A 25510-nucleotide genomic window follows, 5' to 3' on the forward strand; every position below is an offset into this window, starting at 1 on the left:
CATGCTGCAACGCATGTTTACGCCGCACAAGCGGCTTCAGCGGGAGCGGGCGAGATCGGTCAGGGTGGACGGGCGCAAAATCTGGGGCAGGACGCGCGGTTCGGCCTCGCCCGGGGCGTACCAAAGATAGAGCGGGACGCCGGCGCGGTTGTGGCGTTCGATGAAGCGGCCGAGCACCGGATCGCCGTTGGTCCAATCGCCGACCAGCACCGCGACCTTGCCCTGCGCCAGAGCGGTACGGACCGCCGCGGTCTCGATCACCGCCTTCTCATTCACCTTGCAGGTGAGGCACCAGTCTGCGGTGAAATAGGCGAAGACCGGCCGTCCTTCGGCGCGAAGCTGGGCGAGCCGGGCCTCGCTGAAGGTCTCCGCACCCGAAGGCGCGCTGTGCTCGGCTTGCGCCGGGTGGACCAGAGCCGCCGATGCGCAGGCAAGAAGCAGCAGCGGGAGCGCGGGGAGCCAGGCGCGTGTGGCGCCACGATGCTGGCGAGTGCCGGCCCACCACAGCGCCACGGCAGCAAGCAGCGCGGCGGCAAGACCGATCGTCATGCCGTCCACGCCAGCCTGACGGCCCAGAACCCAGGCCAAGGCAAGCGCAGTCAGGAACATGGGCAGGGACAGCAAGTGGCGAAGCGTCGCCATCCACGCGCCGGGCCGGGGCAGGCGCCGGCGCAGCGCAGGGATGAAGCCGAGCAGCAGGAAGGGAAGCGCGATACCCAGCCCGAGCCCGGCAAACACCGCAAGCGCGGCTGGCCAGGGGAGGATCAGCGCGGCGCCCAGTGCCGAGGCCATGAAGGGGCCCGCGCACGGCGTCGCGACAAAGGCGGCAAGCGCGCCGGTAGCAAAGGCGCCGCCGCGTCCGCTCGCTGCCGCGCGGTTGGCGATCCCGGGCGCGTTCACTTCGAACAGGCCGGCGAGGTTCAGGGCGATGGCTGTGGTCAGCAGCAGCAGCAGCACGATCACGCGAGGATCCTGAAGCTGAAAGGCCCAGCCCGCCGCGGCGCCGCCGGCGCGCAGCGCCAACAGCACGCCGCCCAATGCGAGGCAGACCAGCACCACGCCGGCGGTATAGGCCAGCGCCTCGCCACGCGCGTCGGCGCCCTGGCCTTTGGCCAGGCTGAGCGCCTTGAGGCTCAGGATCGGGAAGACGCACGGCATGATGTTGAGGATGAGCCCGCCGACTATGGCGGCGAAGAATGCCAGGAGCGCCGGGAGGATGGTGCTGGCGACGGTGTGTCGGGCAGGTGGCGGTACTGCTCCAGGCGCGGCGGACACGGCCAAGCCGCGCCCGTCCGCCTGGAGAACCCCTTGGAGCCTGGCCGGCGCGCCTTTCGCCGCCGTCTCGATCACCAGCCGGTCGCCGTCGCGCGAGACGATCTGGGGCGCCGCATAATCGATGGCGTTCTGCGTCAGCGCATAGAAGTACGCCTCACCGGCTTGCGCCGAAGCCGGGTAGGGGACGGCGAGGCGGAGCTTGCCGCCTTCCACCTGGAAGCGCGCGGGGCTGCCGAGCGGCTTGGGCAAGCTGGCGCGCCACGCGTCGAACTGCGCGCGCCGGTCGGCTGCGATGCTGCCGTCGCCGATGGTGAGCGCGGTCTCCAGTTGGGCGCGCTCGGGCACGCAGATCGCGTCGGTGCAGACGAGATAGTCCAGCTTCACGCGGATCGGCAGCGTGCCGCTGGCGCCCGCGGGCAGCTTCAACGTCACCAGCGGCGCGAACGGCTTCTCATAGACATAGTTCATCAGTCCGGAGATCATCAGCCGCTGCGGCACGGGGTAACGCACGTCGCCTGCGGTCACGCCTTCGGGAAGCGACCAATCGTACCGCGCCGGCAGGCCGGCATCGCCGGGGTTCTGCCAATAAGCATGCCAGCCCTTCTCCGGGATCGAGACAAAGGCGAGAGTGACCTCGCTGCCCGGCGCCGGGCGCTCTGCCTCGGCGACCAGGGTGATCCTGACATGGGGGCCCTTGCCAATCGGCTGGGCGGCCGCGGGCAGCGCGACGAGCGCGAGCAGCAGTGACATCAATCCGAAACGAAGCCAGGCCATTGCCCGTCCTTGCCCAGTACGCGTCCTTGGACAATAGCTGCGCGACACTGTTTTCCTTTGCCGGAGCCGGCCCCATGAAGTTCGCACCTCCCGTTGCCGCCGTTCTGGCGCTGTTCGCCGCGTCGCCGATCGCCGCGCAACAGGCTGCGCCAGCCCCTGCCGCCGCGCCTGCGTCGCGGCCAGCGCCCAAGCTGCTGGTGGTGATCTCGGTGGACCAGTTCTCGGCCGACCTGTTCGCCGAATACCGTGCGCAGTTCACCGGCGGGCTGGCGCGGCTGATGACGGGCGCGGTGTTCCCATCGGGCTATCAGAGCCATGCCGCGACCGAGACCTGCCCGGGCCACTCGACGATCCTGAGCGGCGCGCGTCCGGCGCGGACCGGGATCGTCGCGAATGACTGGACCGACTTCAACGCGCCGCGCGAGGACAAGACGGTCTACTGCGCCGAGGATGAAAGCGTGCCGGGCAGCACGTCGGACAGCTACACCGTGTCCGACAAGCATCTGAAGGTGCCCACGCTCGGCGAGTGGATGAAGCGCGTCGACCCGGCGAGCCGCGTCGTATCGGTGGCAGGCAAGGACCGCGCCGCGGTGATGATGGGCGGGCACAAGGTCGACGAACTCTGGTGGTGGAACGGCAAGGCGTTCGTCTCCTATGCCGATCGCGCGGCCCCCGCGATGGTGACCAAGATGAACGCGAACGTGGCAGCGCGTATCGCGCAGGCGCAGGCCCCGATGACGCTGCCGGCCTTTTGCCAGGCACGCAGCCGCGCGATCGCGCTGGGCGCGAGCAAGACCGTGGGCGACGGCCGCTTCGCGCGGGCTGCGGGCAACGCCTCGGCCTTTCGGGCGTCGCCCGAGTTCGACGAGGCGATCCTGGCGCTGGCCGCCGGCGTCGCCACCGACATGAAGCTTGGGCAGGGCGGGCACACCGACCTGCTGATCCTGGGCGCGTCGGCGACCGATTATGTCGGGCACACATTCGGCACCGAGGGCAGCGAGATGTGCCTGCAGATGTTCGCACTCGACCGGACGCTGGGTAAGCTGTTCGCGGTGCTCGACCAGTCGGGCGTCGATTATGCGGTGGCGCTGACCGCGGATCATGGCGGGCATGACCTTCCCGAGCGCAATGACGAGCATGCCGCACCGATGGCGGCGCGGATCGACGCGCAGTTGAACCCCAAGGCGGTCGGCGCGGAGATCGCGGCGAAGATGGGGCTGGCGGCCAATCCGCTGGCCGGGAGCGCGGCGGGCGACATCTATGTCGATCCCAAGCTTGCCAAGGCGAAGCGCGACGCCGTGCTTGCCGAGGCGATCAGGCGCTATGCCGCGCACCCGCAGGTCTATGGCGTCTACACCCGTGCCCAGATCCTGGCGACGCCGCACCCGAAGACGCCGCCTGAGACCTGGACGATGCTGGAGCGTGCGCGGGAGTCGTACGAGCCGTCGCGGTCAGGCGACTTCGTGGTCGCGCTGAAGCCGCGGGTGACGCCGATCGCGGATCCGACGCGTGGATCGGTGGCGACGCATGGCAGCTTCTGGGACTATGACCGGCGGGTGCCGATCCTGTTCTGGCGCAAGGGCATGACCGGGTTCGAGCAACCGCTGTCGATCGAGACGGTGGACATCGCGCCGACGCTGGCCGCGCTGATCAAGGTGCCGGTGCCGGTGGAGATCGACGGGCGCTGCCTGGATCTGGATGCAGGACCGGGCGACAGCTGCCGGTAAGCGTACGCCGCCGCGCGTGAAGGGGATGGCCGCGGGGCGGTGGAGTCGCTCCGCGGGGAGGTGGAACTATCGGCGTTCGAAGGCGCGGATGCCCGGTCCCAGCTTGTTGCCGCTGAGATGGATCTGCTGGCCGCTCAAATCGGCTACGAACGCCGGGTCAGTCGGTGCGCCCGGGGCAAGCGTGGCGGTGTTGTTTTCGACCCGCAGCCCTGCCGACGAGTAGGTCTTTTCCTCCGCGGCAACGACGATCAGGCCGGAATGGTTTTCCTTGTTGCGGCCCTGGACGAAGGTGTTGTTGGCGATCAGTCCGCCGCCGCCTTCGGACAAGTCGATCATGTAGTTGGTCTTGGACCCGCGGCTGTCGTCGAAGCTGTTGCCGGTGATCTGGACCTGACGGGCGCGCAGCTTGAGATAATGGCCGCCGGTGCCCCGCTCGAAGCGCGTGCGCGTCACGGTGACCGGCCCGTCGACCTGAAGATAGACCGAGTGGCTGCAATTTTCGGTCTCGCACTGGCCCAGGCCGGCGAAGGTCGAGCGGTCGATGGTGATGCGCGGCACGCCGTCGCCGCCGCCCAATATCCCTTCCTGACTGTCGAGGAACATCGAATTGGTGACGGTCAGGTCGCCGGTCTCGATGCGGATGCCGGCGCCGTTGCCGTCGTTCACTTCATAGCCGCGGAAGACGATGCCATCGACGACCGAACCGCGGCCATCAAGGACCAGCGCGGCCTTGTCCTCGCAGATTTCATGCTCGAAGATCGCCTTACCGGGCACGGTCGCCTTGAAGGTGATGCGCCCAGCATTCTGAACCGCGCACTGGCGGTACGTGCCTGGCGCGATCAGGATGGTGGCAGTGCCGTCGCCGACTGCCTCCACCGCTTCTCCGATCGTGCCGAAGCCTCGGCCGGTCTCGGCAATGACGAAGGGGCCACGCTGCTGCGCGGTGGCAGGAGCGGCGAGAGCGGCGACCGAGGCGAGCAGAAGAAGCGTGCGCATGCCAGGGCTATGCACGCAGACCGGCAAACAGCGGGTTAAGACGCCGGACGCGGCGAACGGGCGGTCAGCGCAGCGTCTTGATGATCCCGGAGAAGTCGAGCGCAGCACCCTCGCCGGCGACGAAGGCCTCGTAGAGCTCGGCGGCGCGGCGCCCCATCGGGGTGTCGGCATCCACGCTCGCCGCGGCCTCCATGGCGAGCCGGAGGTCCTTGAGCATCAGCGGCGCGGCGAAGCCGCCCTGATAGCCGCGGTCCGCGGGAGTTTCGGGGCCGACGCCGGGAACCGGGCAATAGCTGGTGACCGACCAGCTCTGGCCGGAGCTGACCGAGGCGACGTCGTAGAATTTCTGCGGGTCGAGGCCCAGCTTCTCGGCGAGCACGAATGCTTCGCAGGTGGCGATCATCGTCGCGCCCAGGATCATGTTGTTGCAGATCTTGGCGGCCTGGCCCGCGCCGTTTGCGCCGGCGTGGATCACCGACTTGCCCATGTCCGACAGGAAGGGCTCGGCCTTGTCGAACGCCGTGGTGCTGCCGCCGACCATGAAGGTGAGGGTACCCGCGCTGGCCGCGGCGATGCCGCCAGAGACAGGCGCGTCCACGGCGCTGAGGCCGTGATCGGCTGCTGCAGCGGCAACGCGGCGGGCGGTGTCGACGTCGATGGTCGAGCAGTCGATCAGGATCGTGCCAGGCTCGGCATGCTCGAAGATGCTGTCGGTGTAGACGCTCTCCACATGCTTGCCGGCCGGGAGCATGGTGACGATCGCCTCGGCGCCTTCGATCGCCGCGATGGCGTCCGGCGCGGGAAGACAGCCGGCCTTTTTCGCCTTGTCGAGCGCGTCCTGGCTCAAGTCGAAGGCGCGGACGTCATGCCCGGCCTTGGCGAGGTTTGCCGCCATGCCGCCGCCCATGTTGCCGAGACCGATGAATGCGATGCGTGCCATGTTGTCCTCTCCAGGAGCTTGTTCTGCTTATTTGCCGGTCCAGGCGCCGGGCCGCTTTTCGACAAAGGCTGCCATGCCTTCCTTCTGGTCCTGCGTTCCGAAGAGCGCGTGGAACAGGCGGCGCTCGAACTGGACGCCCTGAGCCAGTGTGGTCTCATAGGCCATATCGACCATCTCCTTGTTGGCCTTTACCGCAAGCGGCGCCATCGCGGCGATTGTCGCGGCGGTCTTGAGCGCGTCATCGAGCAGATCGGCGGCGGGGAGGATGCGGCTGACGAGGCCGGCGCGCTCGGCTTCCTCGGCGTCCATCATCCGGCCGGTGAGGCACATTTCCATAGCCTTGGCCTTGCCGACGGCGCGGGTGAGGCGTTGCGAGCCGCCCATGCCGGGGGAGACGGCGAGCTTGATCTCGGGCTGGCCGAACTTGGCGGTATCGGCGGCGAGGATGAAGTCGCACATCATCGCCAGCTCGCAGCCGCCACCCAGCGCATAGCCGGCAACCGCGGCGATGATCGGCTTGCGGGTGCGGGTGAAGGCATCCCAGCCGGCGAAGAAGTCGTGGCCGTACATGTCGGCGAAGCCCTGCGCCTGCATCTCCTTGATGTCGGCGCCCGCGGCGAAAGCCTTTTCGCTGCCGGTCAGGACGGCGCAGCCTTGGCTCGGGTCGGCGTCGAAGGCTTGGCAAGCGTCGAGCAGTTCGGACAGGATCTGGCTGTTGAGCGCATTGAGCGCCTTGGGCCGGTTGAGCGTGACGAGCGTGACGGCGCCGCGCTGCTCGACCAGGATGGCTTCGTACTGGGGCATGGGGTGTTCCTTGTTCAGGCGGGCGTCCAGGCTTCGTGCGCGGGCAGCGGCGCGAAGATGGCGTCGATCTGGTCCTGCGTTACTGCCTCGGGCGTGGCCGGGTTCCATTTGGGCGCGTTGTCCTTGTCGAGGATCACCGCACGCACGCCCTCGGCAAAGTCGGGGAGGCGGCCGACGCGAGTGGCGACGGCATATTCCTGGCGCATCTCATCGGCGAAGCTGGGCATGGTGCGGCCTTCCGCGAGCAGGCGGAGCGAGACCTTCATCGCCTGGGGAGACTTGGTGCGGAGAGTGGCGCGTTGTTGCTGAGCCCATTCGCCGCCGTCTGCTTCGAGCGCGGCGAGGATGCCCTCGAGGGTGTCGGCAGCGAACAGCCGATCGATTGCGCTGCAGTGTTCGAGGATGCGGGCTTCGGGAGTCGGAGCGGCGAGTCCGTCGAGGATGGCCTGGATGTCACCTGGGTCCGCGGCAATGCGCGCCTTGGCCTCGTCCAGATGCTCGGCGTGGAGATAGTGCGTCGCGAGACCAAGGGCGACGCACTCCGCGCCGTCGAGGCGGTGGCCAGTCAGGGCGATGTATTCGCCGATGCGGCCGGGGAGCCGCGACAAATACCAGCCGCCGCCGACGTCGGGGAACAGGCCGATGCCGGTTTCGGGCATGGCGAACTTGGTATTCTGCGTCGCGACGCGGAACCTGGCGGGAAGCGAGATGCCGACGCCGCCGCCCATGGTGATGCCGTCCATGAAGGTGGCGACTGGCTTGGGGTAGGTGAACAGCCGGTGGTTCATGCGGTATTCGACACGGAAGAAGTCGGCGGCTTGCTTGCCATCGCCAGCACCGCTCTCGGCGATCATGCGGATGTCGCCGCCCGCGCAGAAGCCGCGGCCTTCGGCGTGGTCGATGAGGATCGCTTCGACGGCGGGGTCCTGCTCCCAGGCGCCGAGCGCGTCCAGCATCGCCTGGCCCATGGCGGTGTTGAGGGCGTGCAGTGCCTTGGGGCGGTTCAGGCGGATGCGGCCTACCGCGGCGTCGGTGGAGGTGAGAAGGTCGGTCATCTTGGTTCACGCGAAGGCGCGAAGGCGCAAAGAGAAGAAGGGAAGAGGTTCGCGGAGAGGCGCGGAGGCGCAGAGGCAGGCGGCTTGGCGGCGTCAGCCGCCCCTCGATCGGCGAGCACCGTAGCGATGGGTGTGTTTTGAAGGCCGCTGGCGCGGCGAGCAACACTCTCTGCGCCTCTGCGCCTCTGCGCGAACCTCTTCTTCGCGTCTTCGCGCCTTCGCGTGAACAACCTCACTGCCGCACCAGGTCGCGGCCGACGATCATGCGCATGACCTGATTGGTGCCCTCCAGGATCGAGTGGACGCGCAGGTCGCGCCAGAAGCGCTCGATCGGATAGTCCTGGAGATAGCCATAGCCGCCGTGCAGCTGGAGCGCGCGGTCGACGACAGAGCTGCCGGTGTCGGTGGCGAAGCGCTTGGCCATCGCGGCGAAGCGGGTCTTGTCGGGCGCGTTGTCGGTCACCTTGGCGGCGGCGAGGTAGAGCAAGGCGCGGGCTGCCTCGAGTTCGGTCGCCATGTCGGCCAGGGTGAACTGGGTATTCTGGAAGTCGGCGATGGCGGTGCCGAACTGCTTGCGGTCCTTGGTGTAGTTGACCGCCTCATCGAGGCAGCGCTGGGCGCCGCCGAGGCTGCAGGCGCCGATGTTGAGCCGGCCGCCGTCGAGGCCCATCATCGCGATGCGGAAGCCTTCGCCTTCGCCGCCGACCAGGTTCTCCACCGGAACGCGGACCTCCTCGAGGATCACCGCCGCCGTCGGCTGCGAGTGCCAGCCGAGCTTACGTTCCTGCGCGCCGAAGCTGACTCCGGGCATGTCCTTTTCGATCACCAGCGCGGAAATGCCCTTGGGGCCTTCCTCGCCGGTGCGGACCATGGTGACGTAGATCTCGTTCTCGCCGCCGCCGGAGATGAACTGCTTGGTGCCGGTGACGACATAATGGTCGCCATCCTTGACCGCCCGGGTCTTGAGCGCGGCGGCGTCGGAACCCGAGGACGGCTCTGTCAGGCAGTAGCTCGCGAGCCGGTCCATGGTGACCAGGCTGGGGAGGTACTTGTCCTTCACGGTCTGGCTGCCGAAGCGGTCGATCATCCAGCTCGCCATGTTGTGGATCGAAATGAACGCGCTGGTGGAGGGGCAGCCATAGGCCATCGCCTCGAAGATCAATGCGGATTCCAGCCGGCCCAGGCCGATGCCGCCGGACTCTTCGGACACGTAGATCGAGGCGAAGCCGAGTTCGGCCGCCGCCTTGATCGTGTCGCGCGGGAAGATGTGCTTCTCGTCCCACTCGCCGGCATGCGGGGTGATGCGGTCGGCGGTGAATTGCTGCGCCATCTCCTGGATCTGGCGCTGCTCGTCGGTGAGGTCGAACTGGTGAGTCATCGCTTCAGCCCATTGTCGGGATTACGAAGGCATCCTGGATGCGACTGGGCCCGCCATCTTCGGAGCCGCCGGGCAAGTCGACCGAGCCGTCGGGCCAGCGTTGGGTGACGGTCTTGGTCTTGGTCCAGAAGCGGATGCCCTCCATGCCGTGCTGGTTGATGTCGCCGAACGCCGAGCGCTTCCAGCCGCCGAAGCTGTGATAGGCGACCGGCACCGGGATCGGCACGTTGATGCCGACCATGCCGACATTGACGCGCGCGGCGAATTCGCGCGCGGCATGGCCGTTGCGGGTGAAGATGGCGACGCCGTTGCCGTACTGATGCTCTGAAGGCAGGCGTACGGCGGTCTCGAAATCGGGCGCGCGGACGATCTGGAGGACCGGGCCGAAGATCTCTTCCTTGTAGGACTGCATGCTCGGGGTCACGCGATCGAACAGCGAGGGGCCGATGAAGAAGCCCTGCTCATGCCCCTGAAGCTGGAAACCGCGGCCGTCGACGACGAGTTCGGCGCCTTCGTCGACACCGGTCTGGATCCAGTTCTCGACCCGCTGCTTGTGCGCGGCGTTCACGACCGGGCCGTAATGCGCCTCGGCGTCGGTGGAGACCCCGACGCGGAGCGCGTCGATCGCCGGAAGGAGCTTTTCGCGCAGTGCGTCGGCAGTCTTTTCCCCGACCGGCACCACGACGGGCAGCGCCATGCAGCGCTCGCCGGCCGAGCCGAAGGCTGCGCCGGAGAGATCGGCGACGACCTGGTCGAGATCGGCGTCGGGCATGACGATGCCGTGGTTCTTGGCGCCGCCCATGGCCTGGACGCGCTTCCCGGCGTCGACGCCGCGACGATAGACATAATGCGCGATGTCGGAAGAGCCGACGAAGCTGACCGCGCTGATCGCGGGATGATCGAGGATCGCGTCGACCATCTCCTTGTCGCCGTTTACGACCTGGAGGATCCCCTCGGGTGCGCCGGCCTCCAGCATCAGCTCGGCGAGGCGGACGGGAACGCTGGGGTCGCGCTCGGACGGCTTGAGGATGAAGGCGTTGCCGCAGGCGATGGCGACGCCGAACATCCACATCGGGATCATCGCGGGAAAGTTGAACGGCGTGATCCCCGCGCCGATGCCCAGCGGCTGGCGCATCGAATAGACGTCGATGCCCGGGCCCGCGCCTTGCGTGTACTCGCCCTTCAGGACGTGGGGGATGCCGCACGCGAATTCGATGACTTCGAGGCCGCGCTGGATGTCGCCCTTGGAGTCGGCGATCACCTTGCCATGCTCGGAGGAAAGGGTGTGAGCGAGCGCGTCCATGTTCGCCTCCACCAGTTCCTTGAAGCGGAACATGACGCGGGCGCGGCGCTGCGGGTTGGTGGCGGCCCAGCCAGGCTGCGCGGCCTGGGCGGCGGCAATGGCGCGGTCGAGATCGGCCTGGGTGCCAAGGCGGACGCGGGCCTGGACCTGGCCGGTATTGGGGTCGAAGACGTCGCCGGTACGGGCAGCGGCGCCGCCTGGGTTGCCGACGATGAAGTGCTCGATCGTGCGCATCAAAACTCTCCTGCGGCGGGCTCGATGACCCGACTCGTCATGTAATTTTATTGCGCAATGGCACAGGGCGTTTCTGTTCTCAAGTTGGGGGACAGAGCCTCGGGCGATGTCGCTGTGGAAGCGCCGCTTCCGTCACGCTTTGCGTGGCACTCCCCCGGGTCGAGCGAGGACAGATTCACGGAGTTCGCCCGATGGGAACGGGGAGAAGGCGGCCTTGCTCGTCTGGGACGACCATGACCTCCACTCCAAAGGCTTCGCGCAGCGGCTGGTGGGCCAGCGAGTCGCGGGCGGTGCCGAAGGCGACGACCTTTCCGTCCTTGAGGAGCAGCACGTCGTCGGCGGCGCGGGCTGCCTGGATGAGGTCGTGCAGGACGATAACCACGCCCATGCCGCCGGCCGCCAGCGCACGAAGCTGGTCGAGCAGGCCGAGCTGGTGCACCGGGTCGAGACTGGCGAGGGGTTCGTCGGCGAGCAGCCAGCGCGGTTCGCCGGCGAGCACGCGCGCGAGGAGGACGCGGGCGCGTTCGCCGCCGGACAGCGCGTGCGTGTCGCGTTCGGCCAGGTGCAGGGTGTCGGTGGCGCCCAAGGCGGCGCCGACGGCGATGGCGTCGGCTTGCGAAGGTCCCGCAAAGGGCGAGCGGTGGGGCAGGCGACCTAGCGTGACGAGTTCGCGGACGGCGACGTTCCAGTGGACGCTCGCATCCTGGGGTAGATAGCCGAGCAGTTGGGCACGTTCGCGCGCCGAGACCCGGTTCAGGTAGCGCTGGCCGAGGCGGACATGGCCGCGGTCGGCCTCGAGCAGACCGGCCATGGAACGGATGAGCGTGCTCTTGCCCGAACCGTTGGGACCCAGGATCGCGGTCACCCGGCCGGGTTGGAAGCGGGCGGTGACACCGGCAAGGACGCGGCGGTTGCCCAGGCTGACGCTCAGGTCGGTTACGCTCAGATCCATGATGCGCGGCGTCCCTTCAGCAGGAGCACGAAGAAGAAGGGCGTACCGATCAGCGCCATCGCGATACCGAGGCGGACTTCCGTCGCACCCGGAGAGAGGCGGACCAGGCTGTCGGCGGCGAGTACCAAAGCTGCGCCGCCCAGCGCACTGGGAAGGAGGAGGACGGAGGGCTTGGCGCCGGTCAAGGGGCGCAGGAGGTGCGGGACGATCAGCCCGACAAAGCCCACCACGCCGGTGACCGCGACCGAAGCGCCGACGGCAAGGCCGGTGCCGAGCACGACGAGCATCTGGAGGCGGCCAAGCCGAACACCGAGCGAGCGGGCGGCGTCTTCGCCCAGGGTGAGCGCGTCGAGCGAGCGGCCGGTGAAGAGAAGGAAGGCGCAGCCTAATAGGATGAGCGGCAGGGCGAGTTGCACTTCGCCGAAGCTGCGGTCGGTGAGCGCCCCCATCAGCCAGTCGATGATCTCCGCGGTCATCCAGGGATTGGGTGCGATCGAGATCAGGAAGGCAGTGAGCGCGCCGGACAGGCTGGCGAGGACGGTGCCGGCGAGGATGAAGGCGACGGCGCCTTGGGCGCGCCAGGCGAGTGTAGCGAGCAGGAGCATCGACGCGCAGGCGAAGAGCATCGCCACGCCGAAGATGGCGAGCGGGGCCGTGGCCGCGAAGAGGACGATCGCTGCGACGGCGCCGAGCGCGGCGGTGGAGGATATTCCCAGCACGGCGGGATCGGCCAGCGGATTGCGGAGATAGCCCTGGAGCACCGCGCCGCTGAGGCCGAGGGCGGCGCCGATGCCCAGGCCGAGGATGGCGCGGGGAAGGCGGAGTTCGGCGATGATCCACCAGCGCGGATCATGGGAGAACCAGGCGTCGAAGGGCACCCATGCCTTGCCGGCCATCAGCGAGCCGGAAAACAGCAACGCCACCAGCAGGAGCAGGCACAGGTTCAGGATGACGCGGTTCATTGGCCGACCTCGCGGCGGATCTGGGACAGGCGTGCCAGGGAGGGCACGATCACCGGCCCGCCGCAATTGACCAGCTCGCGTGGGAAAACGGCCTGGGCGACCTTCGCGCCGCTGCGGCGGACCGCCCATTTTCGGAGCTGGGCGGCGCGCGATCCGGCGTCGCGGCCTTCCTCCTCCGGCGCGATCATCACGCGAGGCGGATCGGCAAGGACATGCTCGATCGGCAGGTAGCCGGTATGGGTGAGGCCGTAATGGACGGCGTGATTGCTGAAGCCGGCCTTTGTCATCATCTCGTCGAGCAAAGTGCTGCCTCCCGTGGCCAGGTTGCCGCCGATCCATAACAAAGCGGTTACAGGCGGAGCGTTCGTCGCGGCCGAGCGGACGGCGGTATCGATCCTGGCGACCATCGCTTCCCCTTTGCCCGGCACGCCAGCGGCAATGGCCAGTTCGCGTATCTGCGCCCTGTTGGCCTCGATCGTCGCTGGTATGTCGAAGTAGAGCGTCTTGAGCCCGGCACGGGCGAAGGCTTCCCGCGTCGCGGGCGCGGTGTAGCTGCTGGCGACGACAAGGGAGGGGCGGAGCGTAATCACTTCCTCGGCAGTGCCGGTGGTTCCCGGGAAGCGTGCCGCAACCTCCGGCCTGAGCGAGCTTGCGCGCGGATCCTTCGAATAGCGGCTGATCGCGGTGATCCGTTCGGGCGCGACCAGTTCGATCAGCATCGCGTCGGCACAGGGGTTGAGCGACACGATCTCGCCGGTGCGGGGCGGGGGCGCCGCGCATCCTGCCAGAGCCAAGCAGAGAAGCGCGGCGCGCCGCATCAGTAGCGGAGCCGGACGCCGGCGAAGGCCGAGCGGCCGTACGTGCCGTAGCCGGAGACGACCTGGTACCGCGCGTCGGTGACGTTCTCGACCCGCCCATATACCGACAGCAACTGGCTGATCGGCAGTTCGGCGCGGACGCTGCCGATCGCGAAGCCGTCGATGCGCGTTCGGTTGCCCGCGTCGTTGAAGCTGTCACCGATCAGGGTGACGGTGCCGCCGAACGACAGGCCGAACCGGAAGCGGTAATCGGCCGAGACGCTGGCGACGTCACGCGGGCGGCGGGCGAGGTCGTTGCCTTCGAACCCGGCCGAGCGGTTCTCGGTGTCGGTGTAGGTGTAGTTGGCGGTGAAGGTCAGTGCGTCGACGGGCTTGAGCGCGAGCTCCACCTCGACACCATCGGCATGCGCGCGGGCGATGTTGGCGTAGACGAAGTCCACCAGGTCGAAATCGATCTGATTGCGGGTGTTGCGGTGGAAATAGGTCACGCCGAGCTTGGCCGCGCCGCCGAGCGCCGACTGCTCGATGCCCACATCCCAGCTCTTCGCGGTTTCGGGCGCCAGGGTATCGGTGCCGTAGAAGGGGGCGAAGAGCTGATACAGCGTCGGCGCCTTGAAGCCTTCGCTGTAGCTCGCGCGCAGCAGCGTGCCTGCAATCGGACGGATCGCAGTGGAGGCGCCCCAGCTGGTGAAGCCGCCGAAGCGGCTGTGATCGTCGTTGCGGACGCCGCCTGTGATCGTGACTTGCTCGACCGGCGTGACGATCGCCTGGCCGAATACACTGGTGATGTCGGCGCGGAAGGTGTCGCTGCCGTCGTAGAAGCGCAGATTCTCCTGCTCGGCACCGAAGGTCAGGCGGACCTGATCGGAGAGTGCCGCGTCGCCGCGATATTCATACCGCTCGCTGCGGCCGCGATAGAGATAGGCCGGCGTGTCGGCGAAGCCGTTCTCAGGGTCGAAATTGTCCCGGTTGATATCGGCGATGGTGAAGGCGATGCGGTTGGAAACCGGGCCGATATCGCCGAACAGGCCGGCATAGCCGTACAGTTCCTGCGTGGTGGCGAACTCGTCGGTGTCTGCGAAGCTGTAGCTCGGTGCCGGGAAGCCATCGAGGTCGACGCGCGAGTCGGCATAATAGCCGCGCAGGTCCGCGCCGAAGCCGGGGGCGAACTCGACGCGCAGGCGGCCGCTCGCATTGTATTGGCGGAAGCCGTCATCCTCGGTGCCGGCCGCTGCCTGCGATATGCCGTCGGTGCGGAGATAGCCGGCGGTGAAGCCGCCCTGGACGCTGTGGGTGCCGCCGGCGATCCCGGCATTGGCCGAGATCTGGTCGGCATAGCCATATTCGGCATTGGCGCGCGCCTTGACCCCGCCGATCGGGCTTTCGGTGACGACGTTCACCACGCCGCCGATCGCCTGGCTGCCCCAGACGACCGAGTTGGCGCCGCGCAGGACTTCGACTCGCTCGATCGAGCTGGTGAGCAGGTTGCCGAAGTCGAACGCGCCGCTTGGCGAGGACGGGTCGTTGACGCGCACGCCGTCGATCAGCACCAGCGTCTGCGCATCGTCGGCGCCGCGGATGCGAACTGCGGTCAGCGCACCGGGCCCGCCGCTGCGGGTCACGTCGACGCTCGCCGTAGTGGCCAGCAAGTCGGAAAGGGCGACGGTCTGCCGCGTCTCGATCGTCTCACGGTCGATTACGGTGACCGCGCGGCCCGTCTCGTCTGCATTTTGCGGCACGCCGCTGGCGACCACGACGACCTGTTCGTCCTCGGGAACCTCGGTCTGGGCGAAAGCGGGAGCCGCTGGCGCGAGCGCCGCGCCGGCGAAAAGGAAAAGCTTGAACGTCTTCACTGCAAGACACCTTCTTATAAGGCCGTCTGCCATGAACATGGCGCGGCGACCCGTTGGGTGTCGCTCACGCGGGGATTTCTCTCCCCGTTCGCCCGGTGCACCCCGCCCGCGCGAAGGAATCGACAAGTGACGGGCAGGTCTCCTGGCTCCCGGGTCTTTGCTTGTTCACGCAGCCTTCCCGGGTTTTCCCAGTGGCATGGTGCGCGTCGCTCGCCGGTTACAGTTGCGGGGGCAGCCTCGGCTTTGCACCGACTTCCCATTTTCATCCCTCTTGCAAGGGACACCCATCACTAAGCGGGGCTCTACGGCCTGCTTGCGGCTGCTGCAACCGCGAAAAACTTGGCTTTGTCTCGGATGTGTAACCAACCGTAAAACCTGTCTTTACCAACCCATGTTCTATGCAGGGCATGTTTTCCGCCGCTCCGTCCTTAGCATTCCCTGCCGCTGCTGCCGACGATTGGCTGTTGCCGTCGGAAATCGATCCTCCCTGGCTGACGATGGAGGATTCTGTGTTCAAGGCCGTGGAAGCTTTCACCGCGGACCCGGATTTGAGAGTGATGCCGGTGCTGGACGGGGCGCGAAGGCCGGTGGGTGCGATCTTCGAGAAGGAAGTGCGCCGGCTGCTGCTGAACCCGTTCGGCCATGCGCTGCTGCGCAACCCAAGCTATGGCCACAGCGTGGCCCGGCACGTGCGGACGTGCCCCGTGGCCGACACGTCGCTCGACATCGGCGCGATGATCGACGCGTATCGGGCGGCCAATGGTTCGGAAGGCATGATCGTGGTGCGTGGCGGGCGGCTGCACGCGGTGATCAACAATCGCCGTCTGGTGCACCTGGCGGCGGAGCATGAGCGCGTCACCGCCAAGCTGCGGATCGCGCGTGCCGAGCGGATCGAGCAGGCGAGCGAGCAGTTCGAGGGGCAGGTGGCGGTCCTTGCGCAGGCGATGCGCGGGCTGGCGATCGAATTGCAGCAGGGCGCGGGGGGCACGGCCGACCGCGCCGTGGAAGTCGGCGATCGTGCGACGGCGGTTGCCGCGGCCGCGTCGCAAACCAGCGACAACATGGCCGAGATCGCCGCGCGCGGCGCTGGCCTTGCCGCGACCCTGACTGCGATAGAACGCGAGTCCAGGGAAGCGAGCGCCGCGGCCGAGGAAGCAGCGGTGCTGGTGCAGTTGGGCAGCGAGCGCACGCGCGAGCTGCTCAATGCCGCCCAGACCATCGACTCGGTGGTGGGGATGATCAGCGACATCGCCCGTCAGGTGAACCTGCTGGCGCTCAACGCGACGATCGAGGCGGCGCGGGCGGGCGAGGCGGGCAGGGGCTTCACCGTCGTCGCCAACGAAGTGAAGCAATTGTCGACGCAGACGGGCCTGGCCGCCGCCAAGGTGGCGAGCCATGTCGGCGATATCCGCAACGGCATCGAGGACGTGGCGGAAGGCCATGACCGCGTCGAGCAGGCGATCGGCACCATGGCGACGATGGCGGCGAGCGTTCGATCGGCAGTGGAGGCACAGGAAGTCGCCACGCGCGGCATCGCCCGCAACGTCGCCGAGGCCGTCGAGGCGGGCGACGGCATTCGTCTGGAGGTCGAGGCCATCGGCGAGTCGTCGCGCCACGCCTCTGCCAGCGCGCGCAGCATGGCGGCGGTCGCGCAGCGGCTGCAGGGTGAAGCGGAAGCGCTTTCCAGCCAGGTCGGCGGATTTCTGGCGGAACTCCGGACCTTGTAGCGGTACCCGGATCTCGCTTCGGCCCTGGAACATTCCCCTTGCCGAGCCGTTTTGGCAGCTTCGGAGGAGGATTACCTGCATGAAGAAGATTCTGGCCCTCGGGCTCTTGCCCGCGCTGGCGCTTGCCGCCTGCAACGGCAATACGGCCGGCAACACGACCGCAAACACCGCCGATGCGGATGTGAGCAATTCGGGCCTGGCGACCGACACGCTGACGCCGGGCAATGAAGCCGACAACGCCCTGATGACCGGCGAGGCGGCGACTCCGTCGCAGAAGTTCGCCAATGATGTTGGCGCGAGCGACTTCTTCGAGATCCAGTCGGGCAAGCTGGCGCAGGACAAGGCGCAGAACCAGGCGCTGAAGGACTTCGGCGCGATGATCGTGCAGCATCACACCGAGTCGACTCAGAAGCTGACCGCGGCCGGCGCCAAGGCCCAGCCGGCGATCGTGCCGAGCCCGGCGCTGAACGCGGAGCAGGAGGCCAACCTCGCCGCGCTGGACAAGGCGAGCGGCGCCGAGTTCGACACGCTGTTCAAGAAGCAGCAGACGCTGGCCCATGAGAAGGCGCTGACGATCATCAAGGGCTATGAAGCCACGGGTGACGTTGCCGAGCTGAAGGTGTTCGCCGCCGAAGCGCAGAAGGTCGTGCAGTCGCACCTGACCAAGATCAAGAGCCTGTAAGCTCGACGCGAGCACGGGTTCGGAAGGGCGCGCTCCGACAAGGGGCGCGCCTTTTCGTTTGTGGCGGGTCCACCGGGCCCCCGCGCCGCATGGCCGTGTGCGGGGGAGGCATTGACCGCTACCCGTGGCGCAGCTATAGGCGCGACCGTTCCACGAGAAGGCTTTTGGCCGTTAAGCCTCGGGGGACAAAGAGCTGAACGTTGCTGGGGACGCAATGGCCCGGGGAATCCACGGATACCCCGCGCTTTTTCGTATTCTCTTGATCTAGGGCTCCAGCAAAGTAACCGCCGGGTTCGCCCGGTACCGTAGAAAAGGTGAAGGGCTTCATGCCGACAATCAACCAGCTGGTCCGCAAGGGCCGCGAACCGCAGAAGACCAAGTCCAAGGTCCCTGCGATGGAACAGAACCCGCAGAAGCGCGGCGTTTGCACCCGCGTCTACACGACGACCCCGAAGAAGCCGAACTCGGCTCTGCGCAAGGTGGCCAAGGTTCGCCTGACCAACCAGCGCGAAGTCATCAGCTACATCCCGGGTGAAGGTCACAACCTTCAGGAGCACTCGGTCGTGCTGATCCGCGGTGGCCGTGTGCGCGATCTTCCCGGTGTGCGCTACCACGTGCTGCGCGGCGTGCTCGACACGCAGGGCGTCAAGGATCGCAAGCAGAGCCGTTCGAAGTACGGCGCGAAGCGTCCTAAGTAATCCAGCCATAGTAAGCCCCGGACGCGTTCCGGAACCGGCTGAAGTTTAGAAGGAAGTTCAAGATGGCTCGTCGTCGTCGTCCCGAAAAGCGGGAAATCCTGCCTGATCCCGTGTACGGGGATGAGGTTCTGTCCAAGTTCATGAATTCGGTCATGCTGGACGGCAAGAAGTCCGTCGCGGAAAACATCGTCTATTCGGCGATGACCACCGTCGAGCAGCGCGCCAAGCGCGAGCCGATCGGCGTGTTCCATGACGCGCTGAACAACATCAAGCCGGGCATCGAAGTCCGCAGCCGCCGCGTCGGCGGTGCGACCTACCAGGTCCCCGTCGAAGTGCGTCCCGAGCGCGCGCAGGCGCTGGCGATCCGCTGGCTGATCGCCTCGGCTCGCAATCGCAGCGAGCACACCATGTCGGGTCGCCTTTCGGGCGAACTCATGGATGCCGCAAACAACCGCGGCAACGCGGTGAAGAAGCGCGAAGATACCCACCGTATGGCCGAAGCGAACCGCGCCTTCAGCCACTACCGCTGGTAAATTTAAAACCTATATATTGGGGAGCCGGATCGTCCGGCTCCCCAAATCGCTAAGGAAGCAACGATCATGGCCCGCAGCCATCCGCTCGAGCGTTACCGCAATATCGGCATCATGGCGCACATCGACGCTGGTAAGACGACGACGACCGAGCGCATCCTCTATTACACCGGCAAGTCCTACAAGATCGGCGAAGTGCACGAAGGCACTGCGACGATGGACTGGATGGAGCAGGAGCAGGAGCGCGGGATCACGATCACGTCCGCCGCTACGACGTGCAAGTGGCGCGCCGAAGAAGGCAAGGGCGAAGAGCATCTGATCAACATCATCGACACCCCCGGGCACGTCGACTTCACCATTGAAGTCGAGCGTTCGCTGCGCGTGCTCGACGGTGCCGTGGCATGCTTCGACGGCGTCGCCGGTGTCGAGCCGCAGTCCGAGACCGTCTGGCGTCAGGCCGACAAGTACGGCGTGCCCCGCATGTGCTTCGTCAACAAGCTCGACCGCACCGGTGCGGACTTCTATTTCTGCGTCAACTCGATCATCGAGCGTCTGGGCGCGCGTCCGGCCGTGCTGTATCTCCCGATCGGCATCGAGGGCCAGTTCAAGGGCCTGGTCGATCTGGTCGAGAACCGCGCGATCATCTGGCTCGAAGAGAGCCTGGGCGCGAAGTTCGAATATCAGGACATCCCCGAGGACATGGTCGAGAAGGCCGCGAAGTATCGCAGTGACCTGATCGAGATGGCCGTCGAACTCGACGACGACCTGATGGAAGCGTATCTCGAAGGCAACGAGCCTTCGACCGCCGATCTCAAGAAGCTGATCCGCAAGGGCACGCTTTCAATGGCGTTCGTGCCGGTCGTTTGCGGCTCGGCCTTCAAGAACAAGGGCGTCCAGCCCCTGCTCGACGCCGTGGTCGACTATCTGCCTTCGCCGCTCGACGTTCCCGCGATCAAGGGCGTGCTGCTTGACGGCGAGACGCCGGACGAGCGCCCCTCGTCGGACGAGGCTCCGTTCTCGGCGCTGGCGTTCAAGATCATGAACGATCCGTTCGTGGGTACGCTGACCTTCGCCCGCATCTATTCGGGCAAGCTCGAGACCGCGTCGCAGGTGACGAATTCGGTCAAGGACAAGAAGGAAAAGGTCGGCCGCATGCTGCTTATGCATGCGAACGAGCGCGAGGACATCCAGGTGGCCTATGCCGGCGACATCGTCGCACTGGCGGGCCTCAAGGACACCACGACGGGTGACACGCTCTGCGCGATCAGCTCGCCGATCATCCTCGAGCGGATGGAATTCCCCGAGCCGGTGATCGAGCTGTCGGTGGAGCCGAAGACCAAGGCCGACCAGGAGAAGATGGGCGTTGCCCTGAACCGCCTGGCGCGCGAAGATCCGTCTTTCCGCGTGTCTTCGGACAACGAGAGCGGCCAGACCATCATCAAGGGCATGGGCGAGCTCCATCTCGAGATCCTGGTCGATCGCATGAAGCGCGAGTTCAAGGTCGAGGCCAATGTCGGCGCGCCGCAGGTGGCGTATCGCGAGTATCTCAAGAAGCCGGTCGACGTCGACTATACCCACAAGAAGCAGTCGGGCGGCACCGGCCAGTTCGGCCGCGTGAAGGTGAAGGTCGCGCCGGGCGAGCGCGGTTCGGGCATCATCTTCAAGGACGAGATCAAGGGCGGTAATATTCCCAAGGAATATCTGCCGGCGATTGAGAAGGGCTTCCGCGAGACCGCGGCTACCGGTTCGCTGGTCGGCTTCCCGATCATCGATTTCGAGATCGTGCTGTATGACGGCGCGTACCACGACGTCGACTCGTCGGCGCTGGCGTTCGAAATCTGTGCCCGTGGCGCGATGCGCGAAGTCGCGCAGAAGGCAGGCATCACCCTGCTGGAGCCTGTCATGAAGGTCGAGGTCGTCACTCCGGAGGATTATCTGGGCGATGTCATCGGCGACATGAACAGCCGTCGTGGCCAGATCCAGGGCACCGACACGCGCGGCAACGCGCAGGCGGTTACCGCGATGGTTCCGCTGGCGAACATGTTCGGCTATGTGAACGCGCTCCGCTCGTTCACCCAGGGCCGCGCGAACTACTCGATGCAGTTCTCGCACTACGACGAAGTGCCGCAGAACGTCGCCGACGAAGTGAAGGCCAAGCTGGCCTAAGGCTGGCGTTATTTTAAATCAGGCGCTAAGGGGCCGCGTTCGCGTGGTGCCCTGAAGGCCGCGAATCAGATTCCAGAAGGTAGGAAACCAATGGCGAAGGCAAAGTTTGAGCGGAACAAGCCGCACCTGAACATCGGCACCATCGGTCACGTCGACCATGGCAAGACGTCGCTGACGGCCGCGATCACGAAGATTCTGGCGGAAAACGTCGCTGGCAACGCCGCTGTCGACTTCGCCAACATCGACAAGGCTCCGGAAGAGCGCGAGCGCGGCATCACCATCTCGACCGCACACGTCGAGTATGAAACCGACGCGCGTCACTATGCGCACGTCGACTGCCCGGGCCACGCCGATTATGTGAAGAACATGATCACCGGTGCGGCGCAGATGGACGGCGCGATCCTGGTTGTGGCAGCGACCGACGGTCCGATGCCGCAGACCAAGGAGCACATCCTGCTCGCCCGCCAGGTTGGCGTGCCGACCATGGTGGTCTTCCTCAACAAGGTCGATCTGGTCGACGACGAGGAAATCCTCGAGCTGGTCGAGATGGAAATCCGCGAAGAGCTCTCCAAGCGTGAGTTCGACGGCGACAACATCCCGATCATCCGTGGCTCGGCGACCGCAGCCCTGTCGGGTTCGGACGACAAGCTCGGCAAGGAAGCGATCCTGGCCCTCATGGCAGCAGTCGACGAGTCGATCCCGCAACCGGAGCGTCCGCTGGACAAGCCGTTCATGATGCCGATCGAGGACGTGTTCTCGATCTCGGGTCGTGGTACGGTCGTCACCGGCCGCGTCGAGACCGGCATCGTCAAGGTTGGCGAGGAAGTCGAGATCGTCGGCATCCAGGAGTCGGTCCGCAAGACGACCGTCACCGGCGTTGAAATGTTCCGCAAGCTGCTCGACCAGGGCCAGGCAGGCGACAACATCGGCGCGCTGATCCGCGGCGTCGCTCGCGACGAAGTGGAGCGTGGTCAGGTTCTGGCGAAGCCGGGTTCGATCAAGCCGCACACCGAGTTCCAGTCGTCGGTGTACGTCCTGTCGAAGGACGAGGGTGGCCGTCACACGCCGTTCTTCGCCAACTATCGTCCGCAGTTCTACTTCCGCACGACCGACGTGACGGGCACGATCGAACTGCCGGCCGGCACCGAGATGGTGATGCCGGGTGACGAAGTCGCCCTGGGCGTCAAGCTCATCGCGCCGATCGCAATGGACGTTGGTCAGCGCTTCACGATCCGTGAAGGCGGCCGCACCGTCGGTGCAGGCGTCGTCGCAGAAATCGTCAAGTAAGCCAGACTTCGGAGCGGGCTGACCGCTCCAAAGGATGAACAGCCGCCCGGCACCCTATAAAAGGGGTGTCGGGCGGTTGCTTTTTAATGAGGGCACCTGTAAGGGCCGCCCTTCGGTTTTTCGTAAACAGCAAGAGCCCCGGACACGGGGCCCGCTCTTTCGCATCGGTAGGGACTATGGACAGCAATATCCGCATTCGCCTGAAGGCGTTCGACCATCGCGTGCTCGACCAGGCGACCGGCGACATCGCCGACACTGCGCGCCGCACCGGCGCGCTCATCCGTGGCCCCATCCCGTTGCCGACCAAGACGGAGAAGTTCACCGTTCTCCGTGGTCCGCACATCGACAAGAAGTCGCGCGAGCAGTTCGAAGTCCGTACCTACAAGCGGATGCTCGACATCGTGCAGCCGACCCCGCAGACCGTGGACGCGCTGATGAAGCTCGACCTCGCGGCCGGTGTCGACGTCGAAATCAAGCTGGCATAATTGATTGTCCGCCCGCGCTTCGGCGGGGGTGGACAGGGAAGGCGTGCTGACGTAAAGGCGCGCCTTCGCAAGAGTTTCGCGAGTCTTCTAGTGAGATTCGCAGGTTCCTCGACAGGATCTTCCCGGTCCGACGCAAGGAATGGAGGGCGCCATCACGGCGCGCTCATGACGATATAGGGATACCGCCGGCCTCTTCGGAGTGTCCGGGCCTGCGTCCCCCGTCTCCCTCACCTTGGTGAGGGTTCAGCCCGGACGGGGGCTCGCATCGATAAAACGGGCTGAGGCACGCACCCGGGGGAATGGTCCCGCGGGTGCCTATGCATAGGAGCATAAGATCATGCGCACTGGCGTGATCGCGAAGAAGTTGGGGATGACCCGCCTGTTCCAGGACGACGGCCGCCACGTGCCGGTCACCGTTCTGGCTCTCGAAGGCGTTCAGGTCGTCTCCGTCCGCGAGCAAGATCGTGACGGTTACACTGCCGTCCAGCTCGGCGCCGGTTCGGCGAAGAGCAAGAACGTTTCCAAGCCGCAGCGCGGCCACTTCGGCAAGGCCGAAGTCGAGCCCAAGGCTGTGGTTCATGAATTCCGCGTCGATGCGGATGGCCTGCTGGACGTGGGTGCCGAAATCTCGGCCGATCACTATGTCGCTGGCCAGTATGTCGACATCCAGGGCAAGACCCAGGGTAAGGGCTTCCAGGGCGGCATGAAGCGTTGGGGCTTCGGCGGTCTGCGCGCTACCCACGGCGTCTCGGTCTCGCACCGTTCGCTCGGTTCGACCGGTCAGCGCCAGGATCCGGGCAAGGTCTTCAAGAACAAGAAGATGGCCGGTCACATGGGCGACAAGTTCCGCACCCAGCAGAACCTCGAGATCGTCGGCACCGACGTCGAGCGTGGCCTGATCTTCGTGAAGGGCTCCGTGCCCGGCTCGAAGGGTGGCTGGCTGTTCGTCAAGGACAGCGTCAAGGTTTCGCGTCCTGAGACTGCGCCGTTCCCCGCCGGCCTGAAGGCCGTCGCCAACAGCAATGAAGCTCCCGCTGAAGCGCCTGTCCAGGCCGCTCCGGAAGCTACCGAAGGCCAGGAGGGCTAAGTGCAGGTCAAGGTTCAAACCCTCGACGCCGCAGAAGCGGGTGCCATCGAGCTCAACGACGAGATCTTCGCCGTCGAGCCGCGCGCCGACATTCTGCACCGCGTCGTGACGTGGCAGCTCGAGAAGCGTCGCGGCACCGCCCGCGGCACTCGCGAGCGTTCGGATGTGGCGCGTACCGGCAAGAAGTGGGGCCGCCAGAAGGGCGGCGGCACGGCTCGTCACGGCGATCGCCGCGCGCCGATCTTCATCGGTGGTGGTAAGGCGCACGGCGCCCGCGTCCGCGACTTCAATCCGTCGCTGAACAAGAAGATCCGCACGCTGGGTCTTCGGATGGCACTGTCGAGCCACGCCAAGGCTGGCTCGCTGATCATCCTGGACGGCAACGCCGGTGAGAAGACCAAGGAGCTGGAAGCACAGTTCATCAAGCTGGGCTTTGGCAAGAAGGCGCTGATCATCGACGCGGAGACCGGCGGTTTCCTCGCGGCCCGCAACCTGCAGGGCGTCAACGTCCTGCCGGCGATCGGTGCCAACGTCTACGACATCCTGAAGAGCGACACGCTGGTCCTGACCCGCGCTGCCGTCGAGAAGCTGGAGGCGCGCTTCAATGGCTAAGAAGCAGACTGCCGCGATCGACAACCGTCATTATGACGTGATTGTCGCGCCGCACATCACCGAAAAGTCGACGCTCGTCTCCGAGCACAACGCGGTTGTGTTCAAGGTCGCCGGCGACGCCACCAAGCCTGAGATCAAGGCCGCCGTCGAGGCGCTCTGGAATGTCAAGGTGACCGGCGTCAACACGATCGTCCAGAAGGGCAAGACCAAGCGCTGGAAGGGTGCTCCCTACAAGCGTTCCGACATGAAGAAGGCAATCGTGACGCTCGCCGACGGTGAGCAGATCGACGTGACCTCGGGGGTCAACTCGTAATGGCACTCAAGAATTACAACCCGACGTCGCCTGGCGTTCGTGGCCTGATCCTCATCGACCGTTCGGGCCTGTACAAGGGTCGTCCGGTCAAGTCGCTGACCGAGGGCAAGACCAAGACCGGCGGCCGTAACAACAAGGGTCATGTGACCTCGCGCGGCATCGCCGGCGGTCACAAGCAGCGTTATCGCATCGTCGATTTCAAGCGCCGCCTGTGGGACGTCGAAGGCACGGTCGAGCGGATCGAATATGACCCGAACCGCACTGCGTTCATCGCGCTGATCAACTATGGCGAGATCGACGGTAAGCCGAGCCAGGCCTACATCATCGCGCCGCAGCGTCTGGCTGTCGGTGACAAGGTGATCGCCGGTCAGAAGACCGACGTGAAGCCGGGCAACGCCATGGAGCTGGGCTCGATGCCGGTCGGCACCATCGTCCACAATGTGGAGATGAAGCCGGGCAAGGGCGGTCAGATCGCACGTTCGGCAGGCACCTATGTGCAGGTCGTCGGCCGTGATCGCGGCATGGTCATCGTTCGCCTGAACTCGGGTGAGCAGCGCTATATCCACGGCAATTGCATGGGTACGGTTGGCGCGGTGTCGAACCCCGACAACCAGAACACCAACCTGGGCAAGGCCGGCCGCAATCGCTGGCTGGGCAAGCGTCCGCTGACCCGCGGCGTCGCCAAGAACCCGGTCGACCACCCGCACGGCGGTGGTGAAGGCCGGACCTCGGGCGGCCGTCATCCGGTCACGCCATGGGGCAAGCCGACCAAGGGTGCGCGCACCCGTCACAACAAGTCGACCGACAAGATGATCATCCGGTCGCGTCATTCGACGAAGAGGAAGGGCTAAC

23 protein-coding genes and 1 riboswitch are annotated in these 25510 nt (G+C 66.3%); of the genes, 12 read left to right on the forward strand and 11 right to left on the reverse strand.

Annotated features, from left to right (window positions below; translation table 11 throughout):
* Nucleotides 1-36: 36 nt before the first annotated feature.
* Nucleotides 37-2049 (reverse strand): protein-disulfide reductase DsbD family protein, encoded by a 2013-nt coding sequence (locus LZ586_RS17055; protein WP_235077504.1) that lies wholly within the window; start codon nucleotides 2047-2049, stop codon nucleotides 37-39.
* Nucleotides 2050-2123: 74 nt separating this feature from the next.
* Between LZ586_RS17055 and LZ586_RS17060 the strand changes: the two genes are divergently transcribed.
* A complete protein-coding gene (locus LZ586_RS17060; protein ID WP_235077505.1) occupies nucleotides 2124-3776 on the forward strand; it encodes an alkaline phosphatase family protein in 1653 nt (550 codons plus the stop codon).
* A gap of 66 nt (nucleotides 3777-3842) precedes the next feature.
* Here the strand turns inward: LZ586_RS17060 and LZ586_RS17065 are convergent, their stop codons facing one another.
* From LZ586_RS17065 to LZ586_RS17110, 10 genes are all read right to left on the reverse strand, one after another.
* Nucleotides 3843-4772 carry a right-handed parallel beta-helix repeat-containing protein gene (locus tag LZ586_RS17065; protein WP_235077506.1) on the reverse strand — a complete coding sequence of 310 codons (930 nt, stop codon included), beginning with the start codon at nucleotides 4770-4772 and terminating at the stop codon, nucleotides 3843-3845.
* A 64-nt stretch (nucleotides 4773-4836) separates the two neighbouring features.
* A complete protein-coding gene (gene mmsB / locus LZ586_RS17070) occupies nucleotides 4837-5712 on the reverse strand; it encodes a 3-hydroxyisobutyrate dehydrogenase (RefSeq protein WP_235077507.1) in 876 nt (291 codons plus the stop codon).
* A 27-nt stretch (nucleotides 5713-5739) separates the two neighbouring features.
* Nucleotides 5740-6516, reverse strand: a complete 777-nt coding sequence (locus LZ586_RS17075; RefSeq protein WP_235077508.1) for an enoyl-CoA hydratase — start codon at nucleotides 6514-6516, stop codon at nucleotides 5740-5742.
* A 14-nt stretch (nucleotides 6517-6530) separates the two neighbouring features.
* Entirely contained in the window at nucleotides 6531-7571 is a 1041-nt protein-coding gene (locus tag LZ586_RS17080; protein WP_235077509.1) for an enoyl-CoA hydratase/isomerase family protein, read from the reverse strand.
* Nucleotides 7572-7803: 232 nt separating this feature from the next.
* Complete coding sequence (locus LZ586_RS17085) at nucleotides 7804-8949, reverse strand: acyl-CoA dehydrogenase family protein (protein WP_235077510.1); 1146 nt, start codon at nucleotides 8947-8949, stop codon at nucleotides 7804-7806.
* 4 nt (nucleotides 8950-8953) lie between these two features.
* Nucleotides 8954-10486: a CoA-acylating methylmalonate-semialdehyde dehydrogenase gene (locus LZ586_RS17090; RefSeq protein ID WP_235077511.1), complete on the reverse strand. Its 1533-nt coding sequence runs from the start codon at nucleotides 10484-10486 to the stop codon at nucleotides 8954-8956.
* A 175-nt stretch (nucleotides 10487-10661) separates the two neighbouring features.
* A complete protein-coding gene (locus LZ586_RS17095) occupies nucleotides 10662-11438 on the reverse strand; it encodes an ABC transporter ATP-binding protein (protein ID WP_235077512.1) in 777 nt (258 codons plus the stop codon).
* Nucleotides 11429-12400, reverse strand: a complete 972-nt coding sequence (locus LZ586_RS17100; protein ID WP_235077513.1) for a FecCD family ABC transporter permease — start codon at nucleotides 12398-12400, stop codon at nucleotides 11429-11431. The genes LZ586_RS17095 and LZ586_RS17100 overlap by 10 nt, the downstream gene beginning before the upstream one ends.
* A complete protein-coding gene (locus LZ586_RS17105) occupies nucleotides 12397-13146 on the reverse strand; it encodes an ABC transporter substrate-binding protein (RefSeq protein ID WP_235077514.1) in 750 nt (249 codons plus the stop codon). Before LZ586_RS17105 ends, LZ586_RS17100 begins: the two co-directional genes overlap by 4 nt.
* A 71-nt stretch (nucleotides 13147-13217) precedes the next feature.
* Complete coding sequence (locus tag LZ586_RS17110) at nucleotides 13218-15071, reverse strand: TonB-dependent receptor plug domain-containing protein (protein ID WP_235077515.1); 1854 nt, start codon at nucleotides 15069-15071, stop codon at nucleotides 13218-13220.
* A gap of 114 nt (nucleotides 15072-15185) precedes the next feature.
* Nucleotides 15186-15374, reverse strand: a riboswitch (cobalamin riboswitch).
* A gap of 161 nt (nucleotides 15375-15535) precedes the next feature.
* Between LZ586_RS17110 and LZ586_RS17115 the strand changes: the two genes are divergently transcribed.
* The 11 genes from LZ586_RS17115 to rplB all read left to right on the forward strand — a co-directional run bounded on the left by LZ586_RS17115 (nucleotide 15536) and on the right by rplB (nucleotide 25509).
* Entirely contained in the window at nucleotides 15536-16798 is a 1263-nt protein-coding gene (locus LZ586_RS17115) for a methyl-accepting chemotaxis protein (RefSeq protein WP_235077516.1), read from the forward strand.
* A gap of 79 nt (nucleotides 16799-16877) precedes the next feature.
* Nucleotides 16878-17480: a DUF4142 domain-containing protein gene (locus LZ586_RS17120; RefSeq protein WP_235077517.1), complete on the forward strand. Its 603-nt coding sequence runs from the start codon at nucleotides 16878-16880 to the stop codon at nucleotides 17478-17480.
* Between the two features lie 326 nt (nucleotides 17481-17806).
* Nucleotides 17807-18178, forward strand: coding sequence for a 30S ribosomal protein S12 (gene rpsL / locus LZ586_RS17125; protein ID WP_235077518.1), 372 nt, complete (start codon nucleotides 17807-17809; stop codon nucleotides 18176-18178).
* A gap of 62 nt (nucleotides 18179-18240) precedes the next feature.
* Entirely contained in the window at nucleotides 18241-18711 is a 471-nt protein-coding gene (rpsG, locus tag LZ586_RS17130; protein ID WP_235077519.1) for a 30S ribosomal protein S7, read from the forward strand.
* A gap of 66 nt (nucleotides 18712-18777) precedes the next feature.
* Nucleotides 18778-20874 (forward strand): elongation factor G, encoded by a 2097-nt coding sequence (fusA, locus tag LZ586_RS17135; protein WP_235077520.1) that lies wholly within the window; start codon nucleotides 18778-18780, stop codon nucleotides 20872-20874.
* Between the two features lie 90 nt (nucleotides 20875-20964).
* Nucleotides 20965-22161: an elongation factor Tu gene (gene tuf, locus LZ586_RS17140; RefSeq protein ID WP_184084683.1), complete on the forward strand. Its 1197-nt coding sequence runs from the start codon at nucleotides 20965-20967 to the stop codon at nucleotides 22159-22161.
* A gap of 176 nt (nucleotides 22162-22337) precedes the next feature.
* Nucleotides 22338-22646 carry a 30S ribosomal protein S10 gene (gene rpsJ / locus LZ586_RS17145; protein ID WP_184084671.1) on the forward strand — a complete coding sequence of 103 codons (309 nt, stop codon included), beginning with the start codon at nucleotides 22338-22340 and terminating at the stop codon, nucleotides 22644-22646.
* A gap of 337 nt (nucleotides 22647-22983) precedes the next feature.
* Nucleotides 22984-23733 carry a 50S ribosomal protein L3 gene (gene rplC / locus LZ586_RS17150; protein WP_235077521.1) on the forward strand — a complete coding sequence of 250 codons (750 nt, stop codon included), beginning with the start codon at nucleotides 22984-22986 and terminating at the stop codon, nucleotides 23731-23733.
* Complete coding sequence (rplD, locus tag LZ586_RS17155; protein ID WP_235077522.1) at nucleotides 23734-24345, forward strand: 50S ribosomal protein L4; 612 nt, start codon at nucleotides 23734-23736, stop codon at nucleotides 24343-24345. It begins immediately after the preceding gene.
* Nucleotides 24338-24658 carry a 50S ribosomal protein L23 gene (locus LZ586_RS17160; RefSeq protein WP_184084663.1) on the forward strand — a complete coding sequence of 107 codons (321 nt, stop codon included), beginning with the start codon at nucleotides 24338-24340 and terminating at the stop codon, nucleotides 24656-24658. Before rplD ends, LZ586_RS17160 begins: the two co-directional genes overlap by 8 nt.
* Nucleotides 24658-25509 (forward strand): 50S ribosomal protein L2, encoded by an 852-nt coding sequence (gene rplB, locus LZ586_RS17165; protein WP_235077523.1) that lies wholly within the window; start codon nucleotides 24658-24660, stop codon nucleotides 25507-25509. Before LZ586_RS17160 ends, rplB begins: the two co-directional genes overlap by 1 nt.
* Nucleotide 25510: the final 1 nt, after the last annotated feature.

The sequence above is a fragment of the Sphingomonas sp. S2-65 genome (assembly GCF_021513175.1).
Taxonomy (GTDB): Bacteria; Pseudomonadota; Alphaproteobacteria; order Sphingomonadales; family Sphingomonadaceae; genus Sphingomonas.